Origin of the sequence: Shewanella sp. ISTPL2 (assembly GCF_013283205.1) — a bacterium.
In the GTDB taxonomy this organism is placed as follows: domain Bacteria; phylum Pseudomonadota; class Gammaproteobacteria; order Enterobacterales; family Shewanellaceae; genus Shewanella; species Shewanella oncorhynchi.
In genome coordinates, this window is sequence record NZ_JAAPAV010000001.1 from 4,028,458 (window position 1) to 4,052,555 (window position 24,098).

19 protein-coding genes are annotated in these 24,098 nt (G+C 45.2%); 11 read left to right on the forward strand and 8 right to left on the reverse strand.

What is annotated here, in order from left to right; all coding sequences use genetic code 11:
- The first annotated feature begins 41 nt into the window (after positions 1-41).
- From HUB64_RS17775 to deoD, 6 genes are all read left to right on the forward strand, one after another.
- Positions 42-1,337, forward strand: a complete 1,296-nt coding sequence (locus tag HUB64_RS17775; RefSeq protein ID WP_105251707.1) for a NupC/NupG family nucleoside CNT transporter — start codon at positions 42-44, stop codon at positions 1,335-1,337.
- Between the two features lie 347 nt (positions 1,338-1,684).
- Positions 1,685-2,524, forward strand: coding sequence for an outer membrane protein OmpK (locus HUB64_RS17780; RefSeq protein WP_113939307.1), 840 nt, complete (start codon positions 1,685-1,687; stop codon positions 2,522-2,524).
- A gap of 421 nt (positions 2,525-2,945) precedes the next feature.
- On the forward strand, positions 2,946-3,716 hold the full coding sequence (gene deoC, locus HUB64_RS17785) for a deoxyribose-phosphate aldolase (RefSeq protein ID WP_173497508.1): 771 nt from the start codon (positions 2,946-2,948) through the stop codon (positions 3,714-3,716).
- 184 nt (positions 3,717-3,900) lie between these two features.
- Positions 3,901-5,232 (forward strand): thymidine phosphorylase, encoded by a 1,332-nt coding sequence (gene deoA / locus HUB64_RS17790; RefSeq protein ID WP_173243376.1) that lies wholly within the window; start codon positions 3,901-3,903, stop codon positions 5,230-5,232.
- Positions 5,233-5,241: 9 nt separating this feature from the next.
- Complete coding sequence (locus HUB64_RS17795; protein ID WP_006082702.1) at positions 5,242-6,456, forward strand: phosphopentomutase; 1,215 nt, start codon at positions 5,242-5,244, stop codon at positions 6,454-6,456.
- 91 nt (positions 6,457-6,547) lie between these two features.
- The gene (gene deoD / locus HUB64_RS17800; protein ID WP_113939310.1) at positions 6,548-7,258 is read left to right on the forward strand and encodes a purine-nucleoside phosphorylase; all 711 of its coding nucleotides are present in this window, start codon (positions 6,548-6,550) and stop codon (positions 7,256-7,258) included.
- A gap of 183 nt (positions 7,259-7,441) precedes the next feature.
- Here the strand turns inward: deoD and HUB64_RS17805 are convergent, their stop codons facing one another.
- Complete coding sequence (locus HUB64_RS17805) at positions 7,442-8,512, reverse strand: YtjB family periplasmic protein (protein WP_217363104.1); 1,071 nt, start codon at positions 8,510-8,512, stop codon at positions 7,442-7,444.
- A 43-nt stretch (positions 8,513-8,555) separates the two neighbouring features.
- Between HUB64_RS17805 and serB the strand changes: the two genes are divergently transcribed.
- Entirely contained in the window at positions 8,556-9,536 is a 981-nt protein-coding gene (serB, locus tag HUB64_RS17810; RefSeq protein WP_173497509.1) for a phosphoserine phosphatase SerB, read from the forward strand.
- A gap of 115 nt (positions 9,537-9,651) precedes the next feature.
- Positions 9,652-10,638, forward strand: a complete 987-nt coding sequence (locus HUB64_RS17815; RefSeq protein ID WP_173497510.1) for an alpha/beta fold hydrolase — start codon at positions 9,652-9,654, stop codon at positions 10,636-10,638.
- On the opposite strand, the gene HUB64_RS17820 is transcribed toward HUB64_RS17815, so the two are convergent.
- Positions 10,635-13,016: a PilZ domain-containing protein gene (locus tag HUB64_RS17820; protein ID WP_173497511.1), complete on the reverse strand. Its 2,382-nt coding sequence runs from the start codon at positions 13,014-13,016 to the stop codon at positions 10,635-10,637. The two genes, HUB64_RS17815 and HUB64_RS17820, sit on opposite strands and share 4 nt — an antisense overlap.
- A 100-nt stretch (positions 13,017-13,116) precedes the next feature.
- Between HUB64_RS17820 and radA the strand changes: the two genes are divergently transcribed.
- On the forward strand, positions 13,117-14,481 hold the full coding sequence (gene radA, locus HUB64_RS17825; protein WP_113939314.1) for a DNA repair protein RadA: 1,365 nt from the start codon (positions 13,117-13,119) through the stop codon (positions 14,479-14,481).
- Between the two features lie 81 nt (positions 14,482-14,562).
- On the opposite strand, the gene HUB64_RS17830 is transcribed toward radA, so the two are convergent.
- The gene (locus tag HUB64_RS17830) at positions 14,563-14,934 is read right to left on the reverse strand and encodes a PilZ domain-containing protein (RefSeq protein ID WP_173243387.1); all 372 of its coding nucleotides are present in this window, start codon (positions 14,932-14,934) and stop codon (positions 14,563-14,565) included.
- Positions 14,935-15,628: 694 nt separating this feature from the next.
- Between HUB64_RS17830 and HUB64_RS17835 the strand changes: the two genes are divergently transcribed.
- A complete protein-coding gene (locus HUB64_RS17835) occupies positions 15,629-16,981 on the forward strand; it encodes an NCS2 family permease (RefSeq protein WP_105251716.1) in 1,353 nt (450 codons plus the stop codon).
- A gap of 62 nt (positions 16,982-17,043) precedes the next feature.
- On the opposite strand, the gene HUB64_RS17840 is transcribed toward HUB64_RS17835, so the two are convergent.
- From HUB64_RS17840 to HUB64_RS17850, 3 genes are all read right to left on the reverse strand, one after another.
- Positions 17,044-17,475 (reverse strand): CBS domain-containing protein, encoded by a 432-nt coding sequence (locus HUB64_RS17840; RefSeq protein ID WP_113939315.1) that lies wholly within the window; start codon positions 17,473-17,475, stop codon positions 17,044-17,046.
- Positions 17,476-17,590: 115 nt separating this feature from the next.
- Complete coding sequence (locus HUB64_RS17845) at positions 17,591-19,477, reverse strand: lysophospholipid acyltransferase family protein (protein WP_173497512.1); 1,887 nt, start codon at positions 19,475-19,477, stop codon at positions 17,591-17,593.
- Positions 19,467-20,573 carry a UDP-2,3-diacylglucosamine diphosphatase gene (locus tag HUB64_RS17850; protein WP_173497513.1) on the reverse strand — a complete coding sequence of 369 codons (1,107 nt, stop codon included), beginning with the start codon at positions 20,571-20,573 and terminating at the stop codon, positions 19,467-19,469. Before HUB64_RS17850 ends, HUB64_RS17845 begins: the two co-directional genes overlap by 11 nt.
- An 860-nt stretch (positions 20,574-21,433) precedes the next feature.
- Here HUB64_RS17850 and HUB64_RS17855 point away from each other — a divergent pair.
- The gene (locus tag HUB64_RS17855) at positions 21,434-21,850 is read left to right on the forward strand and encodes a hypothetical protein (RefSeq protein ID WP_173497514.1); all 417 of its coding nucleotides are present in this window, start codon (positions 21,434-21,436) and stop codon (positions 21,848-21,850) included.
- Between the two features lie 179 nt (positions 21,851-22,029).
- On the opposite strand, the gene HUB64_RS23085 is transcribed toward HUB64_RS17855, so the two are convergent.
- Both HUB64_RS23085 and HUB64_RS17860 read right to left on the reverse strand, forming a co-directional pair.
- A complete protein-coding gene (locus tag HUB64_RS23085) occupies positions 22,030-22,170 on the reverse strand; it encodes a hypothetical protein (protein WP_217363105.1) in 141 nt (46 codons plus the stop codon).
- Between the two features lie 483 nt (positions 22,171-22,653).
- Positions 22,654-24,012, reverse strand: a complete 1,359-nt coding sequence (locus HUB64_RS17860) for a YjiH family protein (RefSeq protein WP_173497515.1) — start codon at positions 24,010-24,012, stop codon at positions 22,654-22,656.
- Between the last annotated feature and the right edge of the window lie 86 nt (positions 24,013-24,098).

Consider the following 24,098-nt stretch of genomic DNA (forward strand, 5'->3'; position numbering starts at 1 on the left):
AACAACATAATTAAAAAGTGTTAACAATAGGGTGATGGTTAATGGATATATTAATGAGTTTAGTAGGGGTGGTCACCCTACTTGCGATAGGTTTCCTCCTATCGAATAACAAAAAAGCAATTAATTTACGTACAGTGGGCGGCGCGTTAGCTATCCAAGCTGCCTTCGGTGGTTTTGTACTGTATATTCCTGTTGGTAAAGACATTCTGAAAGGAATGTCTGATGCGGTTTCTAGCGTTATTGGTTACGCACAAAACGGTATCGGTTTCCTGTTTGGTGATTTAGCTAACTTCAAACTTGGCTTTATCTTCGCAGTTAACGTGTTACCCGTTATTGTGTTTTTCTCTTCTCTGATTGCGGTTCTATATTACTTAGGCGTTATGCAGTGGATCATCCGTATCATCGGTGGTGGTTTACAAAAAGCATTGGGCACAAGCCGTACTGAATCTATGTCAGCAACTGCTAACATCTTCGTTGGTCAGACTGAAGCCCCATTAGTGGTTCGCCCATTCATTCCAACTATGACGCAGTCTGAACTGTTTGCGATCATGGTGGGTGGTTTGGCATCAATCGCGGGTTCAGTATTGGCTGGTTACGCGCAGATGGGTGTACCTATCGAATACTTAGTTGCCGCTTCATTCATGGCAGCACCAGGTGGTCTATTAATGGCTAAACTGATGCACCCTGAAACTGAAGCAGCTAAAAATGACATGAGCGATTTACCAGAAGATCCTGACAAACCAGCTAACGTATTAGACGCCGCTGCTGCAGGTGCTTCATCTGGTATGCATTTAGCCTTAAACGTAGGCGCTATGTTGTTAGCCTTCGTTGGTTTGATCGCTATGGTCAACGGCATTATTGGTGGTGTGGGTGGTTGGTTTGGCGTTGAAGGTTTAACACTTGAACTGATCCTTGGCTATGTGTTTATGCCATTAGCATTCCTTATCGGTGTGCCTTGGAATGAAGCATTAGTAGCAGGTTCTTTCATCGGTCAAAAGATCATTGTTAACGAATTCGTTGCTTATTTAAACTTTGCTCCATATATCTCTGATGCTGCCACGGCTTGTACAGCAGTAGCTGCTGAAGTTGTTAAAGGCCTGCCGTTATGCGTTGCTGAAACTCAAGCTGTGATGACTCATAGAACACAAGCGATTATTTCGTTTGCTCTGTGTGGTTTCGCTAACTTGTCTTCAATCGCGATTCTGCTTGGTGGCTTAGGTGCTATGGCTCCTAACCGTCGTCATGATTTAGCTACAATGGGTATTCGTGCGGTTATCGCCGGCTCTTTAGCTAACTTAATGAGCGCAACACTTGCTGGTTTGTTCTTAGCTATCTAAGTAGCAACAGTAGGGGGAAACCCCACTAACTGGGTCCTGACCATGCAGGGCAGGGCCTAAGTTAATTCAACCATTTTCCAGTAGTGATTCCTGTAGTGAATAGTTTCTCCAATTGAAAAACACAGAATGCAACTGAAGTGTAGCTCTCATTCTGTCTTAAATGTCGTGAGTCTACGGTTACGTTAATTAATCGTAATGCAGAAGTCGCGACTTTGTTCACAATTAAGAATTTTGTGTTTGTGATTTTACGCTAGATTATTGAGATTTTTTTTAATCTAGGTAGAATGCGAACGCCACAAAAAGAACGCTACCCTCGATGGTAGCAAACAAGATAAATGGGGTTGATGATGAAAAACGTTAAAACTTTAGCTTTAGCCGCTACTGCAGTAGCAGCAATCTCTGGCAACGCATTTGCTGCTGATCGTACTGATCTTCACGGTACTGATTATAAGTGGATGCAGTTCAACGCTATGTACTCTATTGGTGAAAAGCCAGATAACCCAGCAACAGGCGATCAACACAACTACTTAGAAATGGAATTCGGCGGTCGTTCTGGCGTATTCGATCTATACGGTTATGTTGACGTATTCAACTTAGCAAACCAATCAAGCAGCAACGGTGACAAGAACCCAGGTTCTGGCACAAGCAAAATTTTCATGAAGTTTGCTCCACGTGTGTCTATCGATGCTTTGACTGGTAAAGACTTATCTTTTGGCCCAGTTCAAGAAGTTTACTTCTCTACTCTGTTCAACTGGGATGGTCTGAATGGTGAAGGCGTTAACTCTTCATTCTGGGGTGTTGGTGCTGATGTAAACGTGCCTTGGTTAGGCAAAACAGGTATGAACCTATATGGTTTCTACGACCTGAATGCTAAAGAGTGGAACGGATATCAGTTCTCTGCTAACTGGTTCAAACCTTTCTACTTCTTTGATAACAAGAGCTTCCTGTCATTCCAAGGTTACATCGATTATCAATTCGGTGCAGATGAAGACCAAGCTGCTTTCGTACCAAAAACGTCAAACGGTGGTAACATCTTCTTCGGCCTATACTGGCATTCAGATCGTTATGCTCTGGGCTATGGCTTGAAAGGCTTCAAAGACGTTTATCTGTTAGAAGATGGTGCTGGTGCTCTAGCTCTAGAATCAACAGGTTGGTCACACTACCTGTCAGCAACTTACAAGTTCTAATCTCTTGTAATTATTGCTTGTTGGAGCCGCATTATGCGGCTCCATCTTTAGTTTTACCATGAGTCTTTATCTAAGCCTATTAGGCTAACAAGTGGGTTTATATAAAGGTTTGTGTTTTTCTCGCGCTAAAATGGATTTTTCGCGGAAAAGTAGGAGCAAGATTTTATTCGTATCCTCTCTTCCGGTCTTCAAGGATTCAAGTCGTGGTCACTTATAAGTTATTTTAAGTGTCAGGATGCCTATTGCTCTTTATGACTTAGGCAAGATTGAATACCTACAACAAGGTAGTTTGTACAAGCAAATTACTCGGCACCGCCTGAAGGCCCGGCCATATAAAAATAATCAAAATAATGCCACCTCTCAAGCGTTGCTTTTATGCGACTGATTTCTATTCATTTAATTTTTATTTTGGAGAGCTATTATGACTGATTTAAAAAAAGCAGCACAACGCGCCATTGAGTTAATGGACTTAACGACTTTGAATGATGACGACACAGATCAAAAAGTGATCGACCTGTGCCACAAAGCGAAAACGGCTGCGGGCAATACTGCCGCTATCTGCATTTACCCACGTTTCATCCCGATTGCACGCAAGACGTTAGATGAAATCGGTGCTGAAGATATCCAAATCGCCACTGTGACTAACTTTCCCCATGGCAATGATGACATTGCCATTGCTGTGTTAGAAACTCGCGCCGCTGTTGCCTATGGTGCTGACGAAGTTGACGTGGTATTCCCATACCGCGCACTGATGGAAGGCAATGAAACAATTGGTTTTGAATTAGTTAAAGCCTGTAAAGAAGCCTGTGGTGAAGTCTTGTTAAAAGTCATCATCGAATCTGGCGTGTTAGCTGCTCCTGCACTTATCCGTCGTGCATCTGAGCTTTCAATCGATGCAGGTGCTGACTTTATTAAAACCTCTACTGGTAAAGTGCCTGTAAACGCCACACTTGAAGCAGCTGAAATCATGTTAACTGTGATCAGCGAGAAGAATACCCAAGTAGGCTTCAAGCCTGCCGGTGGTGTGCGTGATGCTGCACAAGCGGCTGAATTCCTCGGTGTTGCTGAGCGTATTTTAGGTGCTGATTGGGTTTCACCACGTACCTTTAGATTTGGTGCTTCAAGTTTACTAAACAGCTTGTTACACACACTAGAATTAGCTGATGCGCCTAAGCCGACTCAAGGCTATTAATTGCAAACTATCGCTGATTAATACTATCAGCGTATAGCGAGCCTAATTAAGTGTGACCTAAATCTATTTGGCAAACTCAAAACTTCGATAGTATGAACTTGTAATATTGCTACAGTTTTGATGTTTCATTGCAAAGATAAGCACTAGCTACAAGGTTGTTAGTGCCTATCTTGGAGGCAGTATCATGTTTCTAGCTCAAGAGATTATTCGTAAAAAACGTAATGGTTTAGCGCTAAGTTCCGCAGAAATACAGTTTTTTGTTCAAGGTATCACTACTAACGCAGTGTCCGAAGGTCAGATTGCCGCATTAGGCATGGCTGTGTACTTTAATGACATGAACATGGATGAAAGAATCGCTTTAACGACAGCGATGCGTGATTCTGGCACTGTACTTAATTGGCAGTCATTGGGACTCAATGGCCCTGTTATCGACAAACACAGCACTGGCGGCGTGGGTGATGTGATTAGCCTTATGCTTGGCCCTATGGCTGCGGCTTGTGGTGGTTATGTGCCTATGATTTCTGGGCGTGGCCTAGGTCATACGGGCGGCACGCTCGATAAGTTTGATGCCATTCCGGGTTATCAAACTGAGCCATCAAGTGAATTGTTCCGTAAAGTGGTTAAAGAAGTCGGTGTGGCGATTATTGGCCAAACAGGCGATCTCGTTCCTGCCGACAAACGTTTCTATTCTATCCGCGATAATACCGCCACCGTTGAATCCATTTCCCTCATCACAGCGTCGATTCTGTCTAAGAAATTAGCCTGTAATTTAGATGCACTAGCGATGGATGTGAAAGTCGGTAGTGGTGCTTTCATGCCAACCTATGAAGCATCGGAAGAATTAGCTCGCAGTATTGCAGCTGTTGCTAATGGCGCGGGCACTAAAACGACAGCTTTGCTTACCGATATGAATCAAGTGCTTGCATCTTGTGCCGGTAACGCGGTTGAAGTGAAAGAAGCCATCGACTTTTTAACGGGTGCTTACCGTAACCCGCGTTTATATGAAGTCACTATGGGTCTTTGCGCTGAGATGTTGCTTCTGGGCGGTCTTGCAAGCAATGAAGCCGACGCTCGCGCTAAACTGAATCGTGTGCTCGATAATGGTCGCGCTGCAGAACTTTTTGGCAAGATGGTGTCGGGTCTTGGTGGTCCAGTCGATTTTGTTGAAAACTACAGTAAATACCTACCGCAATCACAAATTATTCGTCCAGTTTTTGCCGATATGCAAGGTTATGCCTATAGCATGGATACCCGTGAATTAGGTTTAGCGGTTGTGACCTTAGGTGGCGGCCGCCGTAAGCCCGGTGATGCACTAGACTATAGTGTTGGCTTAACTCAAGTGTGTGCTTTAGGCGATAAAGTAGATTCATCGACTCCGATTGCCGTTATCCATGCACAATCTGAAGCCGCCTTCGCGGAAGCGGAACTTGCGGTGAAAAAAGCGATTCACATTGGTGAAACCGCTCCAGAAAAAACACCTGAGATCTATGCCTATATTCGTGCATCGGATCTTTAAGGAAGAATTATGAAACGTACCATTATTATGATGTTGGACTCCTTTGGAGTCGGTGCTTCTGCTGATGCAGCAAGCTTTGGTGATGTAGGTTCCGATACCTTTGGTCATATTGCTAAAGCATGTGCTGAAGGCAAAGCCGATATTGGCCGTGAAGGCCCACTTAAATTACCTAACCTAGCGCGCTTAGGTTTAGGCCATGCGGCGATGGAAAGTACTGGCGCCTTTGCCCCAGGTTTTGGTGACAATGTTGAGCTGATTGGTGCTTATGGTCATGCCCAAGAGTTAAGTTCGGGTAAAGATACCCCGAGCGGTCACTGGGAAATGGCGGGCGTGCCCGTACTATTCGAATGGGGTTATTTCAGCGAGCACCAAAATTCTTTCCCTAAAGAACTGACGGATAAGATTTTAGCCCGTGCGGGTCTGGATGGGTTTTTAGGTAATTGTCATGCTTCTGGCACAACTATTTTAGAAGAGTTAGGCGAAGAGCATATGCGCTCTGGCATGCCTATTTTCTATACCTCAGCCGATTCTGTATTCCAAATCGCCTGCCATGAAGAAACCTTCGGTTTAGACAATCTTTATCGTCTTTGCGAAATAACCCGTGAAGAGTTAGAACCTTACAATATAGGTCGCGTTATTGCCCGTCCATTTGATGGTACTGGCCCAAGTGACTTTGCCCGTACTGGCAATCGTAAGGATTATTCGCTCGCGCCACCTGCAAAAACCGTATTAGATAAGCTGAATGAAGCGGGCGGTGAAGTGGTGAGTGTGGGCAAGATTGCCGACATTTATGCTTACTGCGGTATCACTAAAAAAGTGAAGGCGAACGGCTTAGAAGCGCTTTTCGATGCGACCTTAGCCGAAGTGAAATCTGCGGGCGATAACACTATAGTGTTTACTAACTTCGTGGATTTTGACTCTCATTATGGTCATCGCCGTGATGTGGCAGGCTACGCTAAAGGGTTGGAATATTTCGATGCCCGTTTGCCTGAAATGCTCGCATTATTGGGTGAAGACGATCTGCTGATTTTAACGGCGGATCACGGTTGCGATCCAACATGGCAAGGTACGGATCATACTCGTGAATATGTGCCAGTATTAGCCTTTGGCGCTGGATTGAAAGCAGGTTCTTTGGGGCGTCGTAAGAGCTTTGCCGATATCGGTCAATCTATTGCTAGCCACTTTAAGCTTGAACCTATGGCCTATGGTGAATCTTTCCTTTAGGCAAATTAGCATTTATTTCGATTTGGCGGCTGACATTTGCCGCCAGTAAACAAAGACTTAAGTCTTAATAAAATAAACAGGGGTTATTTCGATGGCAACACCACACATTAATGCTGTAGAGGGCGCATTCGCTGAGACAATGCTGTTTCCAGGCGATCCATTACGTGCAAAATATATTGCTGAAACATTCTTAGAAAATGTTGAGCAAGTGACTGATGTTCGAAACATGCTAGGTTTTACTGGTACTTACAAAGGTAAGCGTATTTCAGTAATGGGTTCTGGCATGGGTATTCCTTCATGCTCTATCTATGCAACTGAATTAATTCGTGATTACGGCGTTAAGAACCTGATCCGTGTGGGTACTTGTGGTGCGATCAGCACTGACGTTAAAGTACGTGACGTGATCATCGGTATGGGTGCATGTACTGACTCAGCGGTTAACCGTTTACGTTTTAAAGGCCAAGATTTTGCCGCTATCGCTAACTATGAGCTGATGAATGCGGTTATCGAATCTGCGAAAGCTCGTGGCACTAAAGTTCGCGTAGGTAACATTTTCTCTGCGGACCTTTTCTACACTCCTGATCCACAAATGTTTGACGTGATGGAGAAGATGGGCGTATTAGGCGTAGAAATGGAAGCGGCTGGTTTGTACGGTGTTGCCCATGAGTTTGGTGCGCGTGCCCTGTGCGTTGTGACTGTATCTGACCACATCCGCACCGGTGAAAAGACTTCTGCAGAAGAACGTCAAACCACATTCAACGACATGATCATCATGACATTAGAAGCGGCGATTACACTCTAACTGTGTAAGAGTGTGCTACTGCAAAAAGGGTTCGCATTGCGAGCCCTTTTTTATGCTAATTTTTAGCGGCTGTTCTATTCGACTTTGTTATTAATGGTTTGGTTATTAGAAATTGGTTGTTTATGGCTTATCTAGAGCTTAGCTATCTAGGTGTAGTGATTTTCCTATCTATTGAGATCGAGATTAACCTGTTGAATCTGTGTCGAGATCACTTGGTTCACTGGGTGTTTTTGGCGTCGAGGTTTCGGCCGCAGCGGCTGTTGCTTTAGTCGCGTGTTTTACCCGACGGACACTTTTGACTTTAGGTTTAACCTTAACAGGTACCACTTGTTCCGCATCGTTTGCCGCGTTTTCAACTGTTGTATTATCCTGTAATTCCAATGATTTTTCTGACGTTTTTTCGGCCTTAGTTTGCACGCTGGTCTGAGTGAGCTTATCGGTATTTGCCTCTGTCACTGCTTTTGGTGCCTTAGTGGGCTTAGTCACTTTCTCTTGTGGGTTATCAGTGGTTGCCACCGGTTGATCTTCGGTTAGCTCTTGCGCCAAACCATCATTAACACTTTCTGATGGCTCTTTAGCTAATGATCGTTTCTCAGGTTTTTTCGGCGCTTGACGCAACTTAACCCGAAAGCGACGGCGGTCGAAGTCGGCACGTTTGAAAGACAAAGAGCGCGAAAGTAACATACCAATCAAGCCTGCAACCAACAGCATGATTTGTTGTTGCTCCATGTTTAAATTATGGGCTTCTTTGATTTCGTTGAAAAATAACTTGGTATCAAGCCTGACTTCGACATAACCTAGATTTTTCCCTTCTTGGATCACGGGCTCTACATAGGGAGGATATTTGCTTAGCAGCAAATTCATTTCTTCCGAGTCAGGATCAACTACATCCTTAGTGATGCTTTGAGCGAAGGATAGCCGCATGCCTTGGTCACTGAAGATGGCGGCGGACATCACCTTAGGATCTTCCACTAAAGCGCTGGCGAGCCATTGCAACTGCTCATCATTTTGCAGTTGTAGCGCGGGCGCGGCACCATAAGCGGTTTGCTGTACCAGTAATCTGGCCATCTTTTGAGTTTGGGACTTTAGAAGCAGCTGACCTTGTAGTAGGCTTGTTTGCCACAATTGCACTAAGCCGAATATTAAGGCGAAGGCGGCGGCAATTTGGATCAGTCTACTGATTTTATGGCTTTTCTTTAGCCCTTTAAGATATAACACTTTGACCCTTAAAATGTAGAGCGCTTGCCTAATCATAATTGATTCTGAGTGAGCCCGATAGTTGGAGAATTTAAGTCCGATGGAAAGCTTGAACCAAGATGCGCTTTTTTTGTGGTTAGTCTCTGACCATTCCCCAAGGTTTGAACGCCAAGGGCAAGTGTTTGAACGTTATCAAGAGTCAGCAAACCCCGCTGGTGTTTCACGTGTGCGAATTATTTATCAAGATGCCGCGGTAGAGGCGACAATATCGGCCTGGATAGCGCAATTGCCTCAGTCTAACGTTATCGGTATCGCCCATATCGAACGCCAAGTTGGTTTACATTGTATCGAGTTGGCACTGGTAAATTTGCCTTCTCAGGCGCAGTTAGCGGCATTCCCGCAGTCTTTAGCTGAATTGCATGTCATCAATTTTGATTTGCCTTGCTTGAATCATCCCGGTTTATTAGTGATGGACATGGATTCAACGGCGATTCAGATTGAATGTATTGATGAATTAGCGGCTATGGCGGGCGTTGGCGAGCGCGTGGCGGCGATTACTGAACGTGCTATGCAAGGTGAGCTAGATTTTGAGCAGAGTTTGCGTCAGCGTGTGGCGCAGCTTAAGGGCGCTGATGCCAGTATTATCACGACCTTGTGCGACAACTTGCCTTTGATGCCTGGGCTTGAGCTTATGCTTTTAGAGCTTAAATCCCATGGCTGGCGTTTAGTGGTTGCATCTGGCGGCTTTACGCCTTTTGTTGGCCATTTAAGGCAGCTTTTAAACTTAGATGCGGCCTTTGCTAATGAGTTAGTGATCACTGACGGTAAACTTGCGGGTGAAGTAACAGGTAAAGTTGTGGATGCGCAGTTTAAGGCGGATGTGGTTGAGCGTTGCAGTGAGCAGTGGCAAATTCCAAAAGGCCAAAGAGTCGCGATCGGCGATGGCGCGAATGATATTCCTATGGTGATGGCAGCGGATTTTGGTATCGCTTTCCATGCCAAACCTAAGCTGGCAGCGGCGGCGGATGCCAATATTCGTCACCTCGACCTGCGAGTTCTACCTTACCTGCTACAAATCTAGATTATTCATTTATTTAAATATAAGTCTGGATAGAGACTGAGTTAGAGTAAGGACTCTTGTCTTTTATTGATGAGCTGGTAGTTTAGGGATATTGATAAACTACCAGTGACTTATTTTGACTCAGCTCGCCCAAGGCTCAATTTCGACCATTTCACAGTCTTCAATCTATCTGCCGTACCGCGATGGTCAACTGCATCTACGCCAGTTATTACCGGCTGCGCCTGATTTTTCTAAAACGCCTATCCTCATGCTCCATGGTGCTATGTCTAATGGTCGGGTGTTTTATAGCCAGAGTGGCCGTGGTCTTGGTTGTTATTTAGCGAAGGCGGGATTTGTGGTGTATGTGCTGGATACTGCAGGAAGAGGGCTCAGCTTGCCTAAAATCGATCGTGATTTTACCTTAGGGCAAGGGGAAGTGATCCGCGAGCAGTTACCTTTAGTGCAGCAGGCTATTCTCGATTTACATCAAAAAGTCAGCCAAGAGCAGACGACTCATAAAGCCGTGGCGCCTTCGCAGGTGCATTGGTGTGCCCATTCATGGGGCGGCGTGTTGATGGCGAGTAGTTTGGCCCGATATCCTGATTTGCAGCAAAGCGTTCGTTCACTGCTTACTTTCGGTAGCAAACGGACAATTCGGGTTAAGTCCTTCAAAAAGTGGTTAATGGTTGATGTTTTTTGGAATCGTTTAGCGCCAGGTTTAGCGATGGGCCAAGGTTACCTCGCCGCCGATAAGCTGCGTATTGGGATGGATAATGAGAGCCGCGCTTCATTAGTTCAAAGTATCGATTGGGTACAGGGTGATTGGATCGATCACGATGATGGGTTTGATTATGCGAAAGCGGCAAAGCGCGCTCATTGGCCACCGGCTTGGTTTATCTCAGGGCAAAACGATACTGTGTTGGGGCATCCAGAAGATGTGGCGGATATGGTCGTAGAGTGTGGCTTTAAACGGGTTAAATCGACGCTTCTCTCTAAGGATAATGGCTTTAAGCATGACTATGGCCATGCAGATATGCTGACGCATTTAGATGCCACCAGCGATCATTTTCCTAAGATAAGGGATTGGTATTTAAGTTTTGATCTGGCGGTATTGAACAATTAAGACTGCTTTTTATGAAGTACTGGGTATCTTAATTCGACTTCTTGGGTAATATCTAACAGTTCGCCGACACCAATCACACGCCATAACTGTTCTTCTAACTGTTTAGCTTTATGGTTTGCATGAATATTAATGTATTCCAATTCACGGCGTAGGTAGTTCATATCAGGCTTCTCTGTCGCGCCGCGATAAATCCGTAGGGCGAGGAATCTGCCTAATGCTTTGCTCTGATTGATAAAGGTTATCTGTGCTTCGACATCACCGATTTCAGTTGCAAGAGTGCACTTTAAAAAGATTTTTCCGCGAGATTGGCGAATTAACTGAATAAACACTTCAATAAAATCCATGTCCTGTTGGGGTTTCATTTGGCGGATAGGTTCGAGAATATCTCGCTTAAAAAAACCGTCTTTTAGCAGTGGCGCTAAATTATATTGCAGAGTATCTGAGGTGCCCGCGGCAAAAATATCGCTGATCTCATCCTGTTGTGTACCAACGCCTAAACAAGCGACTTGGGCAGATTTTGTCGTTTTTTCAACAAAATAGGGCACAGAATGTAAATCATGCATCAAAATATTTTTTAAACCATCGGCAAGTTCTTTGATTTCACTATTGTTTTCGGTGAGTTGCTCTAATTTTTCTTTGTTATGGGCAATAAGTTTATTTAAAAATTCGACCCCAACATGGGGCGTATGGCCCATAACGGCGGTTAAATGCAAGGTTACACCATTCTTGCGGGTACGCACTAAGCGGTAGGGGAGGTTATCTAGCTGTGTTTTGCCTGCAATGGTTTGGAGCTTTGGGAAGCTTAACAGTAGTGGTTTATTTGATGAAAAATCTGCAGGATTATCCAAGGTTAATTGCATGCCTCGGCTTGAAATATCTAAAGTAATGCCCGTGGCTTTGTGCTTGTCTTGAGTCACATTGACTAAGGTTTTAAAGGCGAAACGCGCTTCTTGGCGTCGCTCGCTAAACTGCATGGAAACTAACTTAATTTGATTGGTGGTCAGTCTTTGTTGACCAAAGGTTTTTAGGGCGTTGGCATTGCTATCGTCTTGCCAAGCTTTGTAATGGCCTCTGGTATCTTCGTTGCTGATTTCGATGAGCTGAAGCAAATGACTAAATTGTGATAATTGTTGTTCGACCAATGGGCTAAATTTTGCTTCATCTCCTGGGAGGGTCGCACGTCGATAACCCTTATCATGATAAATTTTATCTTGGGTGACTTTGAAGATCCGCCAGCTGGGCTTGGTCGATGCAAAGCCTAAAAATAAAGGCATCATGCCCTTAGCTTTAAGCTCTGCTAAGGTGGCAGAGTAAAAATATAAGCAACCTTGGGCATTATAGGTAAAGCTAAAAAACAGCCCATGGTCGGGATTTTCAGGATGATTAAGTAGCTCAGATAAACGGCTTGGTGTCAGCATAGCTGGTAACTGGCTCACATCATTTTCATCTTGAAAATAATGCACTATCTGCTGGTTATCTCGGCTGAGTAGCATGTGGCTCAAACCTTGAGTTTGAGTATTGAAATATAAAGGTAAGTGCGGTAAATGGGGTAAATAATGACGCTCAAATCCAAGCCCTGTTGCTGTGACTATCACATCATTCACATCTACTTTGTAACGCAGTTTGTAGCCGCGGATTAAATTGCCAAGCATTTCACTTAAGGCTTCGCTGCCCCCAATACGCTTGAGTCTTAACCAAATATATTCACCATTGGTTTGGCTATCGACAACCTCATAGTCAACACCGAGCTGGAGATCTGGATAGTAAAACTCTTCACTGAGTTCCAGTAACTTTATTTTTAGAGGATGGTCGAGATCGAAGGGATGGTTAGCTACAAGACGAATACGGGCACCACCTACGGATAAATCTGCAGTTATCCCTTGTACTTCACCACGGCCGGTTTGCGATGCTGCGATGCGAATACTGTAATTCATCCGCTCTTCTGTGCGGTTGAAATAACTGCCTAATACCACGCCGGGCACCATAAAAGGCTCTGATTCTGCGGCCTCTACCTGCGTGACACTTTGGCGCAACTTTAACCGACGTTGTTGGTGAGCATTGAGCACATACTCGTATACTCCCAAGGTATATTGGTTGCGAAACAGTGACATGGCCTCATGCATACTGTTTTTGGCGGGTTCATCTAAAAAATGTCGCTGTTGACCTAACATCACTTCAACACAAGGAAGCTCAGATTTATCCCTGAGATCGATAATTCGCGTGCATGGTGAAGCCAAACGACTGAGTTCCATTTTCACTAGAAAACGGGTCGAATTGGTTTCATCTATCGTCAGCTGATGGAAAATCTCTTGGAAGTTAGGTTCCATGAGCAATGGCTTGAGCTGTTCGATGAGTGCACTATGGTTATCTAGACTCATGTAGGGTTCTTTTTAATGCTTATTTTGTATTGGGCTGTTAGTCTTATGTCGGCAGTATTCGCAGTTACTTAAATTGATTTTATACAGATTTTAATGAGTTATGGCAAAGAATAAAACGGCGTACGTATGTAATGAGTGTGGACAAGACTTTCCTCGTTGGCAAGGGCAGTGTAGCGCTTGTCAGGAATGGAATACGATCACTGAGGTGAGGCTCGGTGCAGCTTCGCCTGGGCGCAGCACTAAGTTTGTCGGTTATGCCGGAGCAAGCAGCAATGAAGTGAAGACATTAGATCAAATCGATCTCAATGCCTTACCGCGGATCTTGAGTCATTTTGGCGAATTAGATCGAGTGCTCGGTGGTGGGATTGTACCAGGTTCTGCCATTTTGATTGGTGGACATCCAGGCGCTGGTAAGAGTACGCTTTTATTGCAAACTCTGTGTCATTTGGCCGAGCAAATGCCTGCACTGTATGTCACGGGTGAAGAATCGTTGCAGCAGGTAGCTATGCGTGCCCATCGTCTTGGTTTGCCAACCAATAAATTGCGGATGTTGTCTGAAACCAGCGTCGAGCAAATTTGCGACGTTGCCCTTAAAGAATTGCCTAAAGTCATCGTTGTTGACTCGATTCAAGTGATGCATATGAGTGATGTGGCATCGAGCCCTGGCAGTGTGTCGCAGGTGCGTGAATCCGCTTCTTACTTAACCCGTTTTGCGAAAGAAAATGGCATTGCCGTGATTATGGTCGGCCATGTAACCAAAGATGGCAGTTTGGCTGGGCCCAAGGTATTGGAGCATTGTATCGACTGCTCTGTGATGTTCGAAGGGGATAGCGATAGTCGTTACCGCACCTTGCGCTCCCATAAAAATCGTTTTGGCGCGATCAATGAATTAGGCGTATTTGCCATGACAGAGCGCGGCTTAAAGGAAGTCGCCAATCCTTCGGCAATCTTCCTTTCTCGTGGTGAAGAAGAATCATCTGGTTCGCTTGTCATGGTGGTTTGGGAAGGCACGCGGCCCTTGCTGGTGGAGCTGCAAGTGCTGGTGGATAACTCGGCCATGTCTAACCCGCGCCGCGTGGCTGTGGGTATGGATGCAAACCGTTTGGCCATGTTGCTTGCCGTAATGCACCGCCATGGTGGTTTGCAGATGTCGGATCAGGACGTGTTTGTTAACGTGGTGGGCGGCGTGAAAGTGACTGAAACCAGTGCCGACTTAACCTTGCTGCTTGCTATGGTATCGAGTTTTCGTGGTGATATTTTGCCTAGCGATTTAGTGGCCTTTGGTGAGGTCGGGTTGTCCGGTGAAATTCGTCCTGTGCCTAATGGGCAAGAGCGATTAATCGAAGCCGCTAAGCATGGCTTTAAGCGAGCAATAGTGCCCAAGGCCAATGTGCCGAAAAAGCCTCCGGCTGGGATGGAAGTGGTGGGTGTTTCTAAGTTATCTGAAGCGCTAGAAGCGATTTAGCATCAAATGCTCGCGAGTGAGATTAACACCAGCAAGCAAAACAGCGCCATTAGGCGCTGTTTGTGTTTGTGAGCGAGTGTCTTAATCTGTGATATTGTGTTTTTCGATAAACAACATAAGTTCACGATTTAGCAAAGAAGCATCACCTAGGTTCAGTTCCACCATACGTTTTAGGTGGCTGATACTATCAACATCGATAAAGTTACACTTCAAACCTAATTGGGCATTTTTTTGATGGACCAACTCAGTTTCCATACGGATCTCAATGTCAGATTCTGGTAAGGCAAAACTGAGGGTAATAGCATCACCCGAATTAATAAAATTTTGCGGTTCTTCAACCAAGGCGCCATTTAGACTCAAATCGAGAATGGTCGTCTCCCACTGTGCACCACCTTGTTGTAGATGTGCGCTCGTGGCAAATAGAATCCGCGAAAACTTACGCCTTTCGTCCATACCCAATCCTTTTTCTTTCATAGTCAGCTAAGTGTAGTCCCATCAGTGCCTCTAAGCATAAGTCATATTGATGTGACTGTAAAAGCAGAGTAATTTTTTGTTCAATAAAGCTACCAAGATCGCATATTCACGCAGGCGGTGTGAATGACGAGGTGTTCGTTACATAAAGCGTGAGTGTGGCTCCTTGTACAACAACCCCTGTAACATTAATACACCAAGTATCAATACACTAAGTATCAAGGTTTGGTTGACTTGCCATATTCTAATATTGGGAGATGAAGGAGGGGGGAAGTTAGCGTACGTTTACGCGGCACTGGCAGACTCTTATCGTGATTAATGTGATATTAAGTAGCAGTTATTACATAGGTTTAGGCGTTTTTTTAAACAACAGATTTCAGTTTTTGCCGCTAATTTTTTATCGAAGTGTAGGCGATGTCTTAGCTATCTTTGGGAGATTCCAGTATCATCCGCGGCCAACAACGGCTGCGTCTACATGGTTAATGGCTTTTTAATCATCGCGAGGCATCACTGCTTGCAGATCATGGATTTTTCCCACAGTAGGAAAATGATGTGGATCTCTCACCCAAGTCTGATGGATTTGGGGCTCTAATCTGCCGCAGCCAGCGTCGCCAATTGCGTTTTAGGGTAATTGGTACCGACCCCATTTTAAGAGATCACAAGGTATAACAATATTATGTCTGAGCAATTGAGTTCAACAGCCGTATCCTCTGGTTCGTTTCTAGACCGTTATTTTTCTATTCAACAACGTGGTAGCACAGTTCGCCAAGAAGTAATTGCGGGATTTACAACCTTCCTCGCTATGGTCTACTCAGTGATTGTGGTGCCAAACATGTTAGGCCAAGCGGGATTTGATCCCGGCGCCGTGTTTATCGCCACCTGTTTAATTGCTTCATTTGGTTCTTTGCTCATGGGTTTATGGGCAAACTTACCTATGGCGATTGGCTGCGCGATTTCGCTCACGGCCTTTACTGCGTTTAGCTTAGTTCTAGGTCAGGGAATGTCGATTCCAGTCACTTTAGGCGCTATTTTCCTAATGGGTGTGACCTTCACGCTTGTGAGTGTGACAGGTATTCGCCAGTGGGTGCTGGCGAATTTACCAAAGGGCATAGCCCACGGTACAGGCATAGGTATCGGCTTGTTTTTACTTTTGATTGCGACTAACAGTGTGCAGTTGATTGTGGCCAATAGCGCAGGCTTACCTGTGAAGTTAGGCGACATTAACAGTTTACCTGTTATCGCTACCGTTATAGGTTTAGCGGCGACAATTGGTTTAGAGCGCCGCGGTGTACCAGGCGGTATTTTGTTGGTGATTATCGCGCTATCGGTATTTGGTTTAGTGTTCGATCCGAGCGTTAAATACCAAGGTTTGTTCGCCTTGCCTGATTTTACCTCAGAGCATTCACTGATTGGTCAGCTCGATATTATGGGTGCCTTTAATCCTGTGGTCTTGCCTATCGTATTAGCGTTAGTGATGACGGCGATTTTCGATGCGACCGGCACTATTCGTGCTGTGGCTGGCCAAGCGAATTTACTCGATAAAGACGACAATATTGTCGGCGGTGGTAAAGCCTTAACCTCAGACTCAGTCAGCAGTATGGTGGCAGGTTTAGTCGGCGGTGCACCAGCGGCTGTGTATATCGAGTCGGCGGCGGGTACTGCAGCGGGCGGTAAGACAGGTTTAACGGCTACCATAGTTGGCGTACTGTTTTTATTGATGATGTTTTTAGCGCCATTAAGTTATTTAGTGCCAGCCTATGCGACAGCACCTGCTTTGATGTATGTGGGTTTGTTGATGCTGAGTAATGTGGCGAAACTCGACTTTGACGATAAAGTTGATGCCATGTCGGGCTTAACCTGCGCTGTGTTTATCATCTTAAGCTGTAATATCGTTACCGGTATTATGCTGGGTTTTGTGACACTAGTGGTAGGCCGTATTTGCAGTGGCGAATGGCGCAAACTGAAGTTAGGCGTGCTTGCCATCACCTTAGGTTTAGTGGTGTTTTATATGGGTGGTTGGGCGATTTAAGTTAGGCAAACTGAGTGATTTTAACTGAGTTATTGAGAACAGAAGCGAGTGCAGTCTTAGGATTAGCACTCGCTTTGATTTTGTGCCCTGTACTCACAATAGGCACGTAATAAGTCTTTCCAAGTAACAATCCCAACCAATTTACCGTCCTCTAACACGGGTAAGCAGCCTATATTGTTATCTAATAACATGCGGGTCGCCGTATCTAAATTGATGTGAGGTGCGACGGTAACCGGATTACGCGTCATCACTTGATGCACACGTTTTTGTAGGGTTTCTAAGTCTCTTGCGGTTTCGGCGCTACTGCCCAAGTTCGGGCTAATCGCACGCAATAGATCCCGCTCCGATAACACGCCTTCAAGTTGGTACTCATCGACGACCAACAAGTGATGAAAGCTCGCTTGGTCGAAGATTTCCTTCGCCACAGTTAATCGATCGTCCATTTCAACCGTGACGACTCGGGTACTCATAATATCGGCGATAATGATCGGCATGATGATCCCCTGTTAAGCTTGCGCATCCTAAGATGCGCTCTGTTAATGCGCTGCATTACAGTTACTTATAACAGAGTGGTGCAAGTTTAGCCAACACCCATTACAAAGTTTTAACTCAAAGATCTTGGATCTCTGGCTCATCATCTGCTGTGATTTGCATCCGCTCCGATTCGGGCAAGTGTGCGCCTATGTAGCGTTGATACTTTTTGCCTTTCAGTTTGTGGGTGTCCACCAGTACTAAGCCATCGATACAATCGCCAAAGTCGGCGTCAATACCAAAGGCGAGAAACTTAACCCCATCCGCTTTACACAGTTCACCATATTGTTTGTAGAGCGTAGGTACGGCCGCCCCCATACTCGCGAGCACTTGTTTGAGTTGCTTAAAGTTACTCTGATAATCCTCGGAGAAATACAAGTCATCTAACTTAGCTTTTTGGGATTTAGATAAGCCAAAGGGTGACATGGAAACTGCCATCTGCTGCGCAGGTGCAAATTCCCGCGCATAGAAGTGCACTAGCATTTCCCTAGCACTTCCAGGCAGTTGATTACTGATGGACACAGGGCCAAATAGATAACGATATTCAGGATGCTTGGCGAGATAAGCTCCAATGCCAAACCACAGATAATCTAAACTGCGTTTACCCCAATATTTAGGCTGCACAAAACTGCGACCGAGTTCTAACCCTTGCTTCACAAAGGGCATAAAGCTGTCGGCGTATTGGAATAGGGATTGGCTGTAGAGTGCGTTGTCGCCATATTTTGCTAAGACTTGCTCACCACTGGCAAAACGATAGGCGCCGATAATTTCAAACTGCTCTTTATCCCACAACACTAAGTGTTGGTAGTAGGAATCGTATTTATCGATATCGCGGCGCTTGCCCGAACCTTCGCCTACGGCGCGAAAGGCGATTTCCCTCAGGCGGCCAATTTCCCGCATGATGGGATTACTGTCGTGGTGTTGGTAGAGATAAATCAACTTGTTATCTTGCGTTTCCCCTAGAAGTTCACATTGTTGCAGTGCCGCTTGCAGTTCACGGCGCGATTCGGGGTGGGCGATAGCGCTCTGGGTGATAAACAGTGGATCTTTATCTTTGCCGATACGATACAAGTGATTTTTAAGCAGTTTTATCTTGGTCTTGAGTGGAAAGTCCATTGAGCGTACGGCTTCATTGGGAATGAGCTCGCCAATGCGGATCGGCATATTACGTTTAGCCTGCTTGAACATTTCCTTCACTAGCAGCAGTGTCGCAAGTGGCTTGTAAATCATAGATGCGCCGTAGAAAGTGGCAGAGTTTTTGGCATCTAAAAATATTGGCAGTAGGGGCGCATTGCAGGAAATCGCCATCTTTAAAAAGCCTGAGTGCCATTGGGTATCACGCACGCCGTTAGGGCGCAGACGCGAGACTTCGCCCGACGGGAAAATCAGCACTGCGCCTTCGTTACGCAGGTGCTGGTGGATTTTTTCTAAATGTTGTTTCGGTGTGCCACCAGTCATATTGCGTACCGGCAGTAGGATTGAGTGCAGCGGTTCCAGCGCCATCAAGAGTTCATTCGCGACGACTTTAATATCAGGGCGAACTTCACTGATGAGTTTGATGAGCGCTAATGCATCGAGTGAACCTATAGGATGGTTCGCGAATATGACCACTCGGCCTTCACAGGGAATATTTTCTATCTCGTTGGCGGGCACGGTAAAACTAAAGTCAAAACTCGTCAGCATTTGTTCGACAAAGTCTACGCCCTGTAAATAGGTATATTGACTGGCGATATCGTTGCACTGTTTTTCATTGAGCAGGTAACGCAGCATGGCCTTGGCAGGTTTAGCGAGCCAAGGTTTGTCATTGATCGCTGGCAGATTTTGTTCAACCACATTATCAACGGTAAAAATCATGTTATTCGCCTTAAACGGCACAGTATGCTTGTTATGGCTAAGGCTGCTGTTTAGCATTTTTTCATTGTATTCCATAGCGTTATGTAATTGATTCATAGTGTTAGGCAACATCCCTTGGGCGAGTTTCGCCGGTGTTTATGTCTGGCATTTGCTGCGCTGCCGTTTTTTGTTGCTTGTCTTTGTGCGTCTCAGGCGGCTGTTGTACCAGCGCTATACTGTTGAGAATATCGAGCTTGAGCGTTTGCTCGTTCCAGCGGCAAAGTTGTAATTCGCCGCTTAAGGTTTCTGTGATTAAACTGCAGTTTTCGACCCAGTCACCGTCGTTGGCGTAGATGATCTGCCTCTTTTCAAGGGGACTGAGTGGTGAGTAATATTGGGCTGCTCTGGGGTGAGTCGAGAGTTCGGGCTGATGGATATGACCGCAGATCACACCGTCAACATCAAAGTGCTGGGCATAGTTGAGTACCGCTTGACGGTAATGTCCAATAGCCGCTTGAGCCTTGCCCACTTTGGACTTGATATAACTTGCCAGTGACCAATAGGGATAACCTAAGCGTTCCCGCAAGCTATGGAGATTGCGATTGAGGAACAACAATAGGTCATATAAATGGTCGCCCAATATGGCGTAGAAACGGCCGACACACACATCGGCATCAAACTGATCCCCGTGGAGCATCAAGAGTTTATGGCCGCCGATTCCGTGGTGAATATGTTGGCGGGCAATTTTGATATTCCACAGGCTTAGTTCGGCATAGGGTTTAATCAGTTCGTCGTGGTTGCCCGGCAGATAAATCACTTGGGTGCCGTTTTGTGCCAGTTCAATGAATTTTTGCAGCACCTTATTGTGGCTATCGGGCCAGTGCAGCTTACGTTTCAACGCCCATAAATCGACTATGTCACCGACCAGATACAAGTGCTGACAATGCACGGTTTCAAGCAAACTGAGCAGGTAGTCGGCCTTGCAATCTTTACAGCCTAAATGGATATCCGATAGCCAGAGGGCGTTAACTGTGATGATTGGTGTATGGGGTGATGCCGTCTGGTCTGAAGTTAATGCGGATGGGGTAATAGCGGCACAATTGGATTGATTTGAGGATGTTGGTGCTAATGTTGGCGTTGAGCGATTAAAGATGGGAGGGGAAAGGCTGGGGTCATTTATCTCTTCCCGCGTAGACCTCTCAAGTTTCCTGAAATTAAATCCTGTCATCTCGTATTCACCCCATTAGGCTGTTAACGAATATGAGCTTAGTGGGGGGCTTTGACCGAATGATGAAGTTTAGATGACATGCAGATGACAAAAGGTGGATTAGCCTAGACTGAACCTGTCAAGATTCACATCAGGATGCAATTAGATCCGATAGGTTGGTTTAACTTACTTCTGCCCCAAAGCAAGATAACTTTGTTGTCAGTTTGCAGCATAATTGTCATTGTTTTCCCTGTGACACGCCGCCCTTGCATTTAACAAGAAGCGACCCTGAGGGCTCGACGACGGCATCCATGCCGCCAACGGTCACAGTTGCAACAATGCCAATCTTAATTAACACTTCTGCTGTTCGTTTAGCTAAAAAGCTATTGCCCAAAGTTTGTTTCAAAGTTAAAAATGCAAGTAGGGCGAATAAAGCCGTGGCTATAGAAAAGCTAATATGATGAGGTTACTTTAAACCTAGAAGTCATGCCCGTCCTATATTTCAAAAGCCAGCCAGGATAGCCACGCCCTCAAGATGAAGCGGAATGGCTGACAGCGAAAAGTAGCCAAACTTATAGGCGCAAGCCTGTGAGGGGGGCTGTACGAACATCAGCCTGAATGTGAGGTCAGAATGCTGTTAACCAAGGTCAATAATCAGTCGAAAGTGAGCGTAAAAGCATGAGAAAGCTAAAACGATATCAAGTGATTACCCATCAAATTGTATAAAAAACCGCTACCGCAAAAAAGCAAATGCCTATAGCATCATTTGTACCAATTGACATGGATGTGGCAGCGGCCAAGTCCAACAAGCGATTTATGCCCTGCAAATAGCGTAGTGCACAAATACTAAGACGTTATGTGAAAATGGAGATAGTCTTCGAATGAGAACACCAACTGATTTAGAGGTGCTTGAAAGTATTTATTCTAAATATTATCAAGACTTTACTGCATACGAAGAAGATGAAAGCATTCGAGCTAGCAAAATATATGTTCCAATTTCTTGCGATGAAATAGCTAAAAAATTAAAAGTTGATGGGGATATTGTCTTTGGTCGTCTTTATTATCATATGGAGAAGAAATACGGCTATAAACAAAGCGATGGAAGTAATGTTCATTTCTTCGCTTTTCGAGTTGGTAAAGAAAGCCATTGTGTAAATTTTCCACTTTTGTCGTCTGTGTTGGCTGGGCTTCAACAAGAAAAACGAAAGTTTGTCTTAGCAACAACTATATCCGTCGTGTCGCTATCAATATCCATAGTTTCTATTGGAATTGCTTTATGGTCCAAGTTAAGCACATAACAAGGCGCTGTTGTCGCCACTATCGTGGCTGGGACGGCTTGCGCTGCGCTCCAGCCGCCCCAACGCTTTGCGTTAAACACATAGAAATGTTAATCCGAAATTCACTAATTCGAGCTAAAAATCTAACACGATTTTGTCCCAAAGCTTGCTGGGTATCTCCTTCATACAGACTGGTTACACTATTGCCCAAAAGGTGAGCCATGGTGATTGGCGAGACGACCGTCCGCCCCATGGACGGGGCGGTCGAGCATCCAAGGACGGACTGGCTGCGAGTCGACGAGCGAATGCCATGGCAAGCCTGTGAGAGTGGATATCAGCAAACGCTAAACTGCTAACAACTAAAATTACTGGTCCCAAACATTAGTCTCCAACACATATCGGTCCAAAAGTATGTTGCGTATGTATTTAAATCTACAGATTACGCGAATGCACGAAAGGTGGAACCATGGTGATTAGCGAGACGACCGTTCGCCCTATGGCCGTTCTTTGGCGTCCATGCCATCGCGGCATTTGTGAATCTTTTCATATCAGACGGGGCGGTCGAACATCCACGGATGGACTACTGCGTGTTGCCGAGCAAATGCCATGACTCATCCATCCATCAGATCCAGCTTTTAAGTGTCCAAAAGTGAGTTGTGTGGTGTCGAGTGGAGATTGTACGATTAAGTCACGCTATATAATCAAAACGGTCAGTTTGTGTATGAGTTAGTGCAAAAAGGGGAGTCAGTTAATCTGACTCCCCTTTTTTAGAACGTTTGTTGGACTTACATTAAAACCTACGTTAGGCCCAAACTTGCGTAATGTTAGAACAATAAATGGGCTACACCTGCGATAACAGGTAGTGTCACTAAGGTGCGTAGAATAAACACCACGAAAAGCTCAACGAAGTTGACGGGAATTTTACTGCCGATAAGCAGTGCACCGACTTCACTCATATAGATCAACTGAGTCACAGATAAGGCTGCAATTACAAAGCGGGTCATATCTGATTCAATTGAGCTGGCAAGGATTGACGGAATAAACATATCCGCAAAACCGACCACGATTGTTTTAGAGGCTTCAGTGGCTTCTGGAATATGCAGTAATTCGAGTAATGGAATAAACGGCATACCCAAATAGTTAAATATGGGCGTGTGCTCGGCAATAATCAGTGCCAGCGTACCAATTGCCATTACCACAGGGATAATACCAAACACCATATCGACAACGTTTTTAATACCTTCATTTAAGACCGCTTTTATGCCACCGGCACTTGCGGCTTTTTCTAAGGCTTTATCAAAGCCCCAAGATAAGGCGCCATGTCCTGCAGGGATCAGCTCATCATCTGGCATGCGTGGTGTGTCATCTATGTAGTTGTCTTTCTTCCACGATAATGGTGGCAACTTAGGCACAATCACTGCGGCGGCAAAACCCGCGAGGCACACAGTCAAATAAAAGGGCACAAACATATGCTCTAACTTAACTTGTGAGATCACCACTAAGCTGAAGGTAATCGATACCGCCGAGAAGGTTGTACCAATAACTGCGGCTTCTCTCTGGGTATAAAAACGGGCTTCGTATTGTTTGCTGGTCAGCAAAATGCCGACACTGCCATCACCTAACCATGAGGCCATACAATCAATAGCACTACGGCCCGGTAGATTGAACACGGGACGCATGACTTTCGTTAAGAGTGTGCCAAAGAGCTCGAGTAGGCCGAAGTTCAGCAGCAGCGGCAGTAACATACCCGCAAAGATAAATACCGAGAACAACACAGGTAATAAGTCGTTTAAGACTAATGCGCCAGTGCTCGAGGAGTTGATGATCTCTGGACCTAAACCTAAGTAAGTCAGTACGATAAACACTGCACCTAAGATCCGAGTCGTCAACCACATAGGGCTGACATTCAATAAACCATTAAGGAAGTGATTTTGCGTAACGAATGTGGGCTTAAACACTTTTGACAGCAAAGAGGACAGCGCCGTAGTCACAACAATAATAGTCACTATGAGGGTTAGCACACCGCTCAATGCGCCTTGCAGTGCTTTAGATATGATAGCGATAGGAATTGTGATCGCATCGTTGTAGCTGATAGGGGTCATAAATAACAGCAGACCAATCAGCGAAGGGACGATAAAGGTGAGTATCGTCTTAATGTTTCGGTTTTTATTTTCAGTAGCCAATGTTGTACACCTTAAAGTACGAGTCGTACATGGTAAATTTGAATAAATAGCCGCACGTAACAAGCTGTCGACGCTAATTAAGGTGC

Bases quoted from the DNA above. Each gene is read 5' to 3' on its own strand.
- HUB64_RS17820 (WP_173497511.1), bottom strand. From the start codon at position 13,016: ATGAGTCTAGATAACCATAGTGCACTCATCGAACAGCTCAAGCCATTG.
- HUB64_RS17845 (WP_173497512.1), bottom strand. From the start codon at position 19,477: ATGTTGCCTAACACTATGAATCAATTACATAACGCTATGGAATACAAT.
- HUB64_RS17795 (WP_006082702.1), top strand. From the start codon at position 5,242: ATGAAACGTACCATTATTATGATGTTGGACTCCTTTGGAGTCGGTGCT.
- HUB64_RS17805 (WP_217363104.1), bottom strand. From the start codon at position 8,512: ATGATTAGGCAAGCGCTCTACATTTTAAGGGTCAAAGTGTTATATCTT.
- HUB64_RS17835 (WP_105251716.1), top strand. From the start codon at position 15,629: ATGTCTGAGCAATTGAGTTCAACAGCCGTATCCTCTGGTTCGTTTCTA.
- HUB64_RS17840 (WP_113939315.1), bottom strand. From the start codon at position 17,475: ATGCCGATCATTATCGCCGATATTATGAGTACCCGAGTCGTCACGGTT.
- HUB64_RS17855 (WP_173497514.1), top strand. From the start codon at position 21,434: ATGAGAACACCAACTGATTTAGAGGTGCTTGAAAGTATTTATTCTAAA.
- radA (WP_113939314.1), top strand. From the start codon at position 13,117: ATGGCAAAGAATAAAACGGCGTACGTATGTAATGAGTGTGGACAAGAC.
- serB (WP_173497509.1), top strand. From the start codon at position 8,556: ATGGAAAGCTTGAACCAAGATGCGCTTTTTTTGTGGTTAGTCTCTGAC.
- HUB64_RS17775 (WP_105251707.1), top strand. From the start codon at position 42: ATGGATATATTAATGAGTTTAGTAGGGGTGGTCACCCTACTTGCGATA.
- HUB64_RS17850 (WP_173497513.1), bottom strand. From the start codon at position 20,573: ATGACAGGATTTAATTTCAGGAAACTTGAGAGGTCTACGCGGGAAGAG.
- HUB64_RS17830 (WP_173243387.1), bottom strand. From the start codon at position 14,934: ATGGACGAAAGGCGTAAGTTTTCGCGGATTCTATTTGCCACGAGCGCA.
- deoC (WP_173497508.1), top strand. From the start codon at position 2,946: ATGACTGATTTAAAAAAAGCAGCACAACGCGCCATTGAGTTAATGGAC.
- HUB64_RS17780 (WP_113939307.1), top strand. From the start codon at position 1,685: ATGAAAAACGTTAAAACTTTAGCTTTAGCCGCTACTGCAGTAGCAGCA.
- deoA (WP_173243376.1), top strand. From the start codon at position 3,901: ATGTTTCTAGCTCAAGAGATTATTCGTAAAAAACGTAATGGTTTAGCG.
- deoD (WP_113939310.1), top strand. From the start codon at position 6,548: ATGGCAACACCACACATTAATGCTGTAGAGGGCGCATTCGCTGAGACA.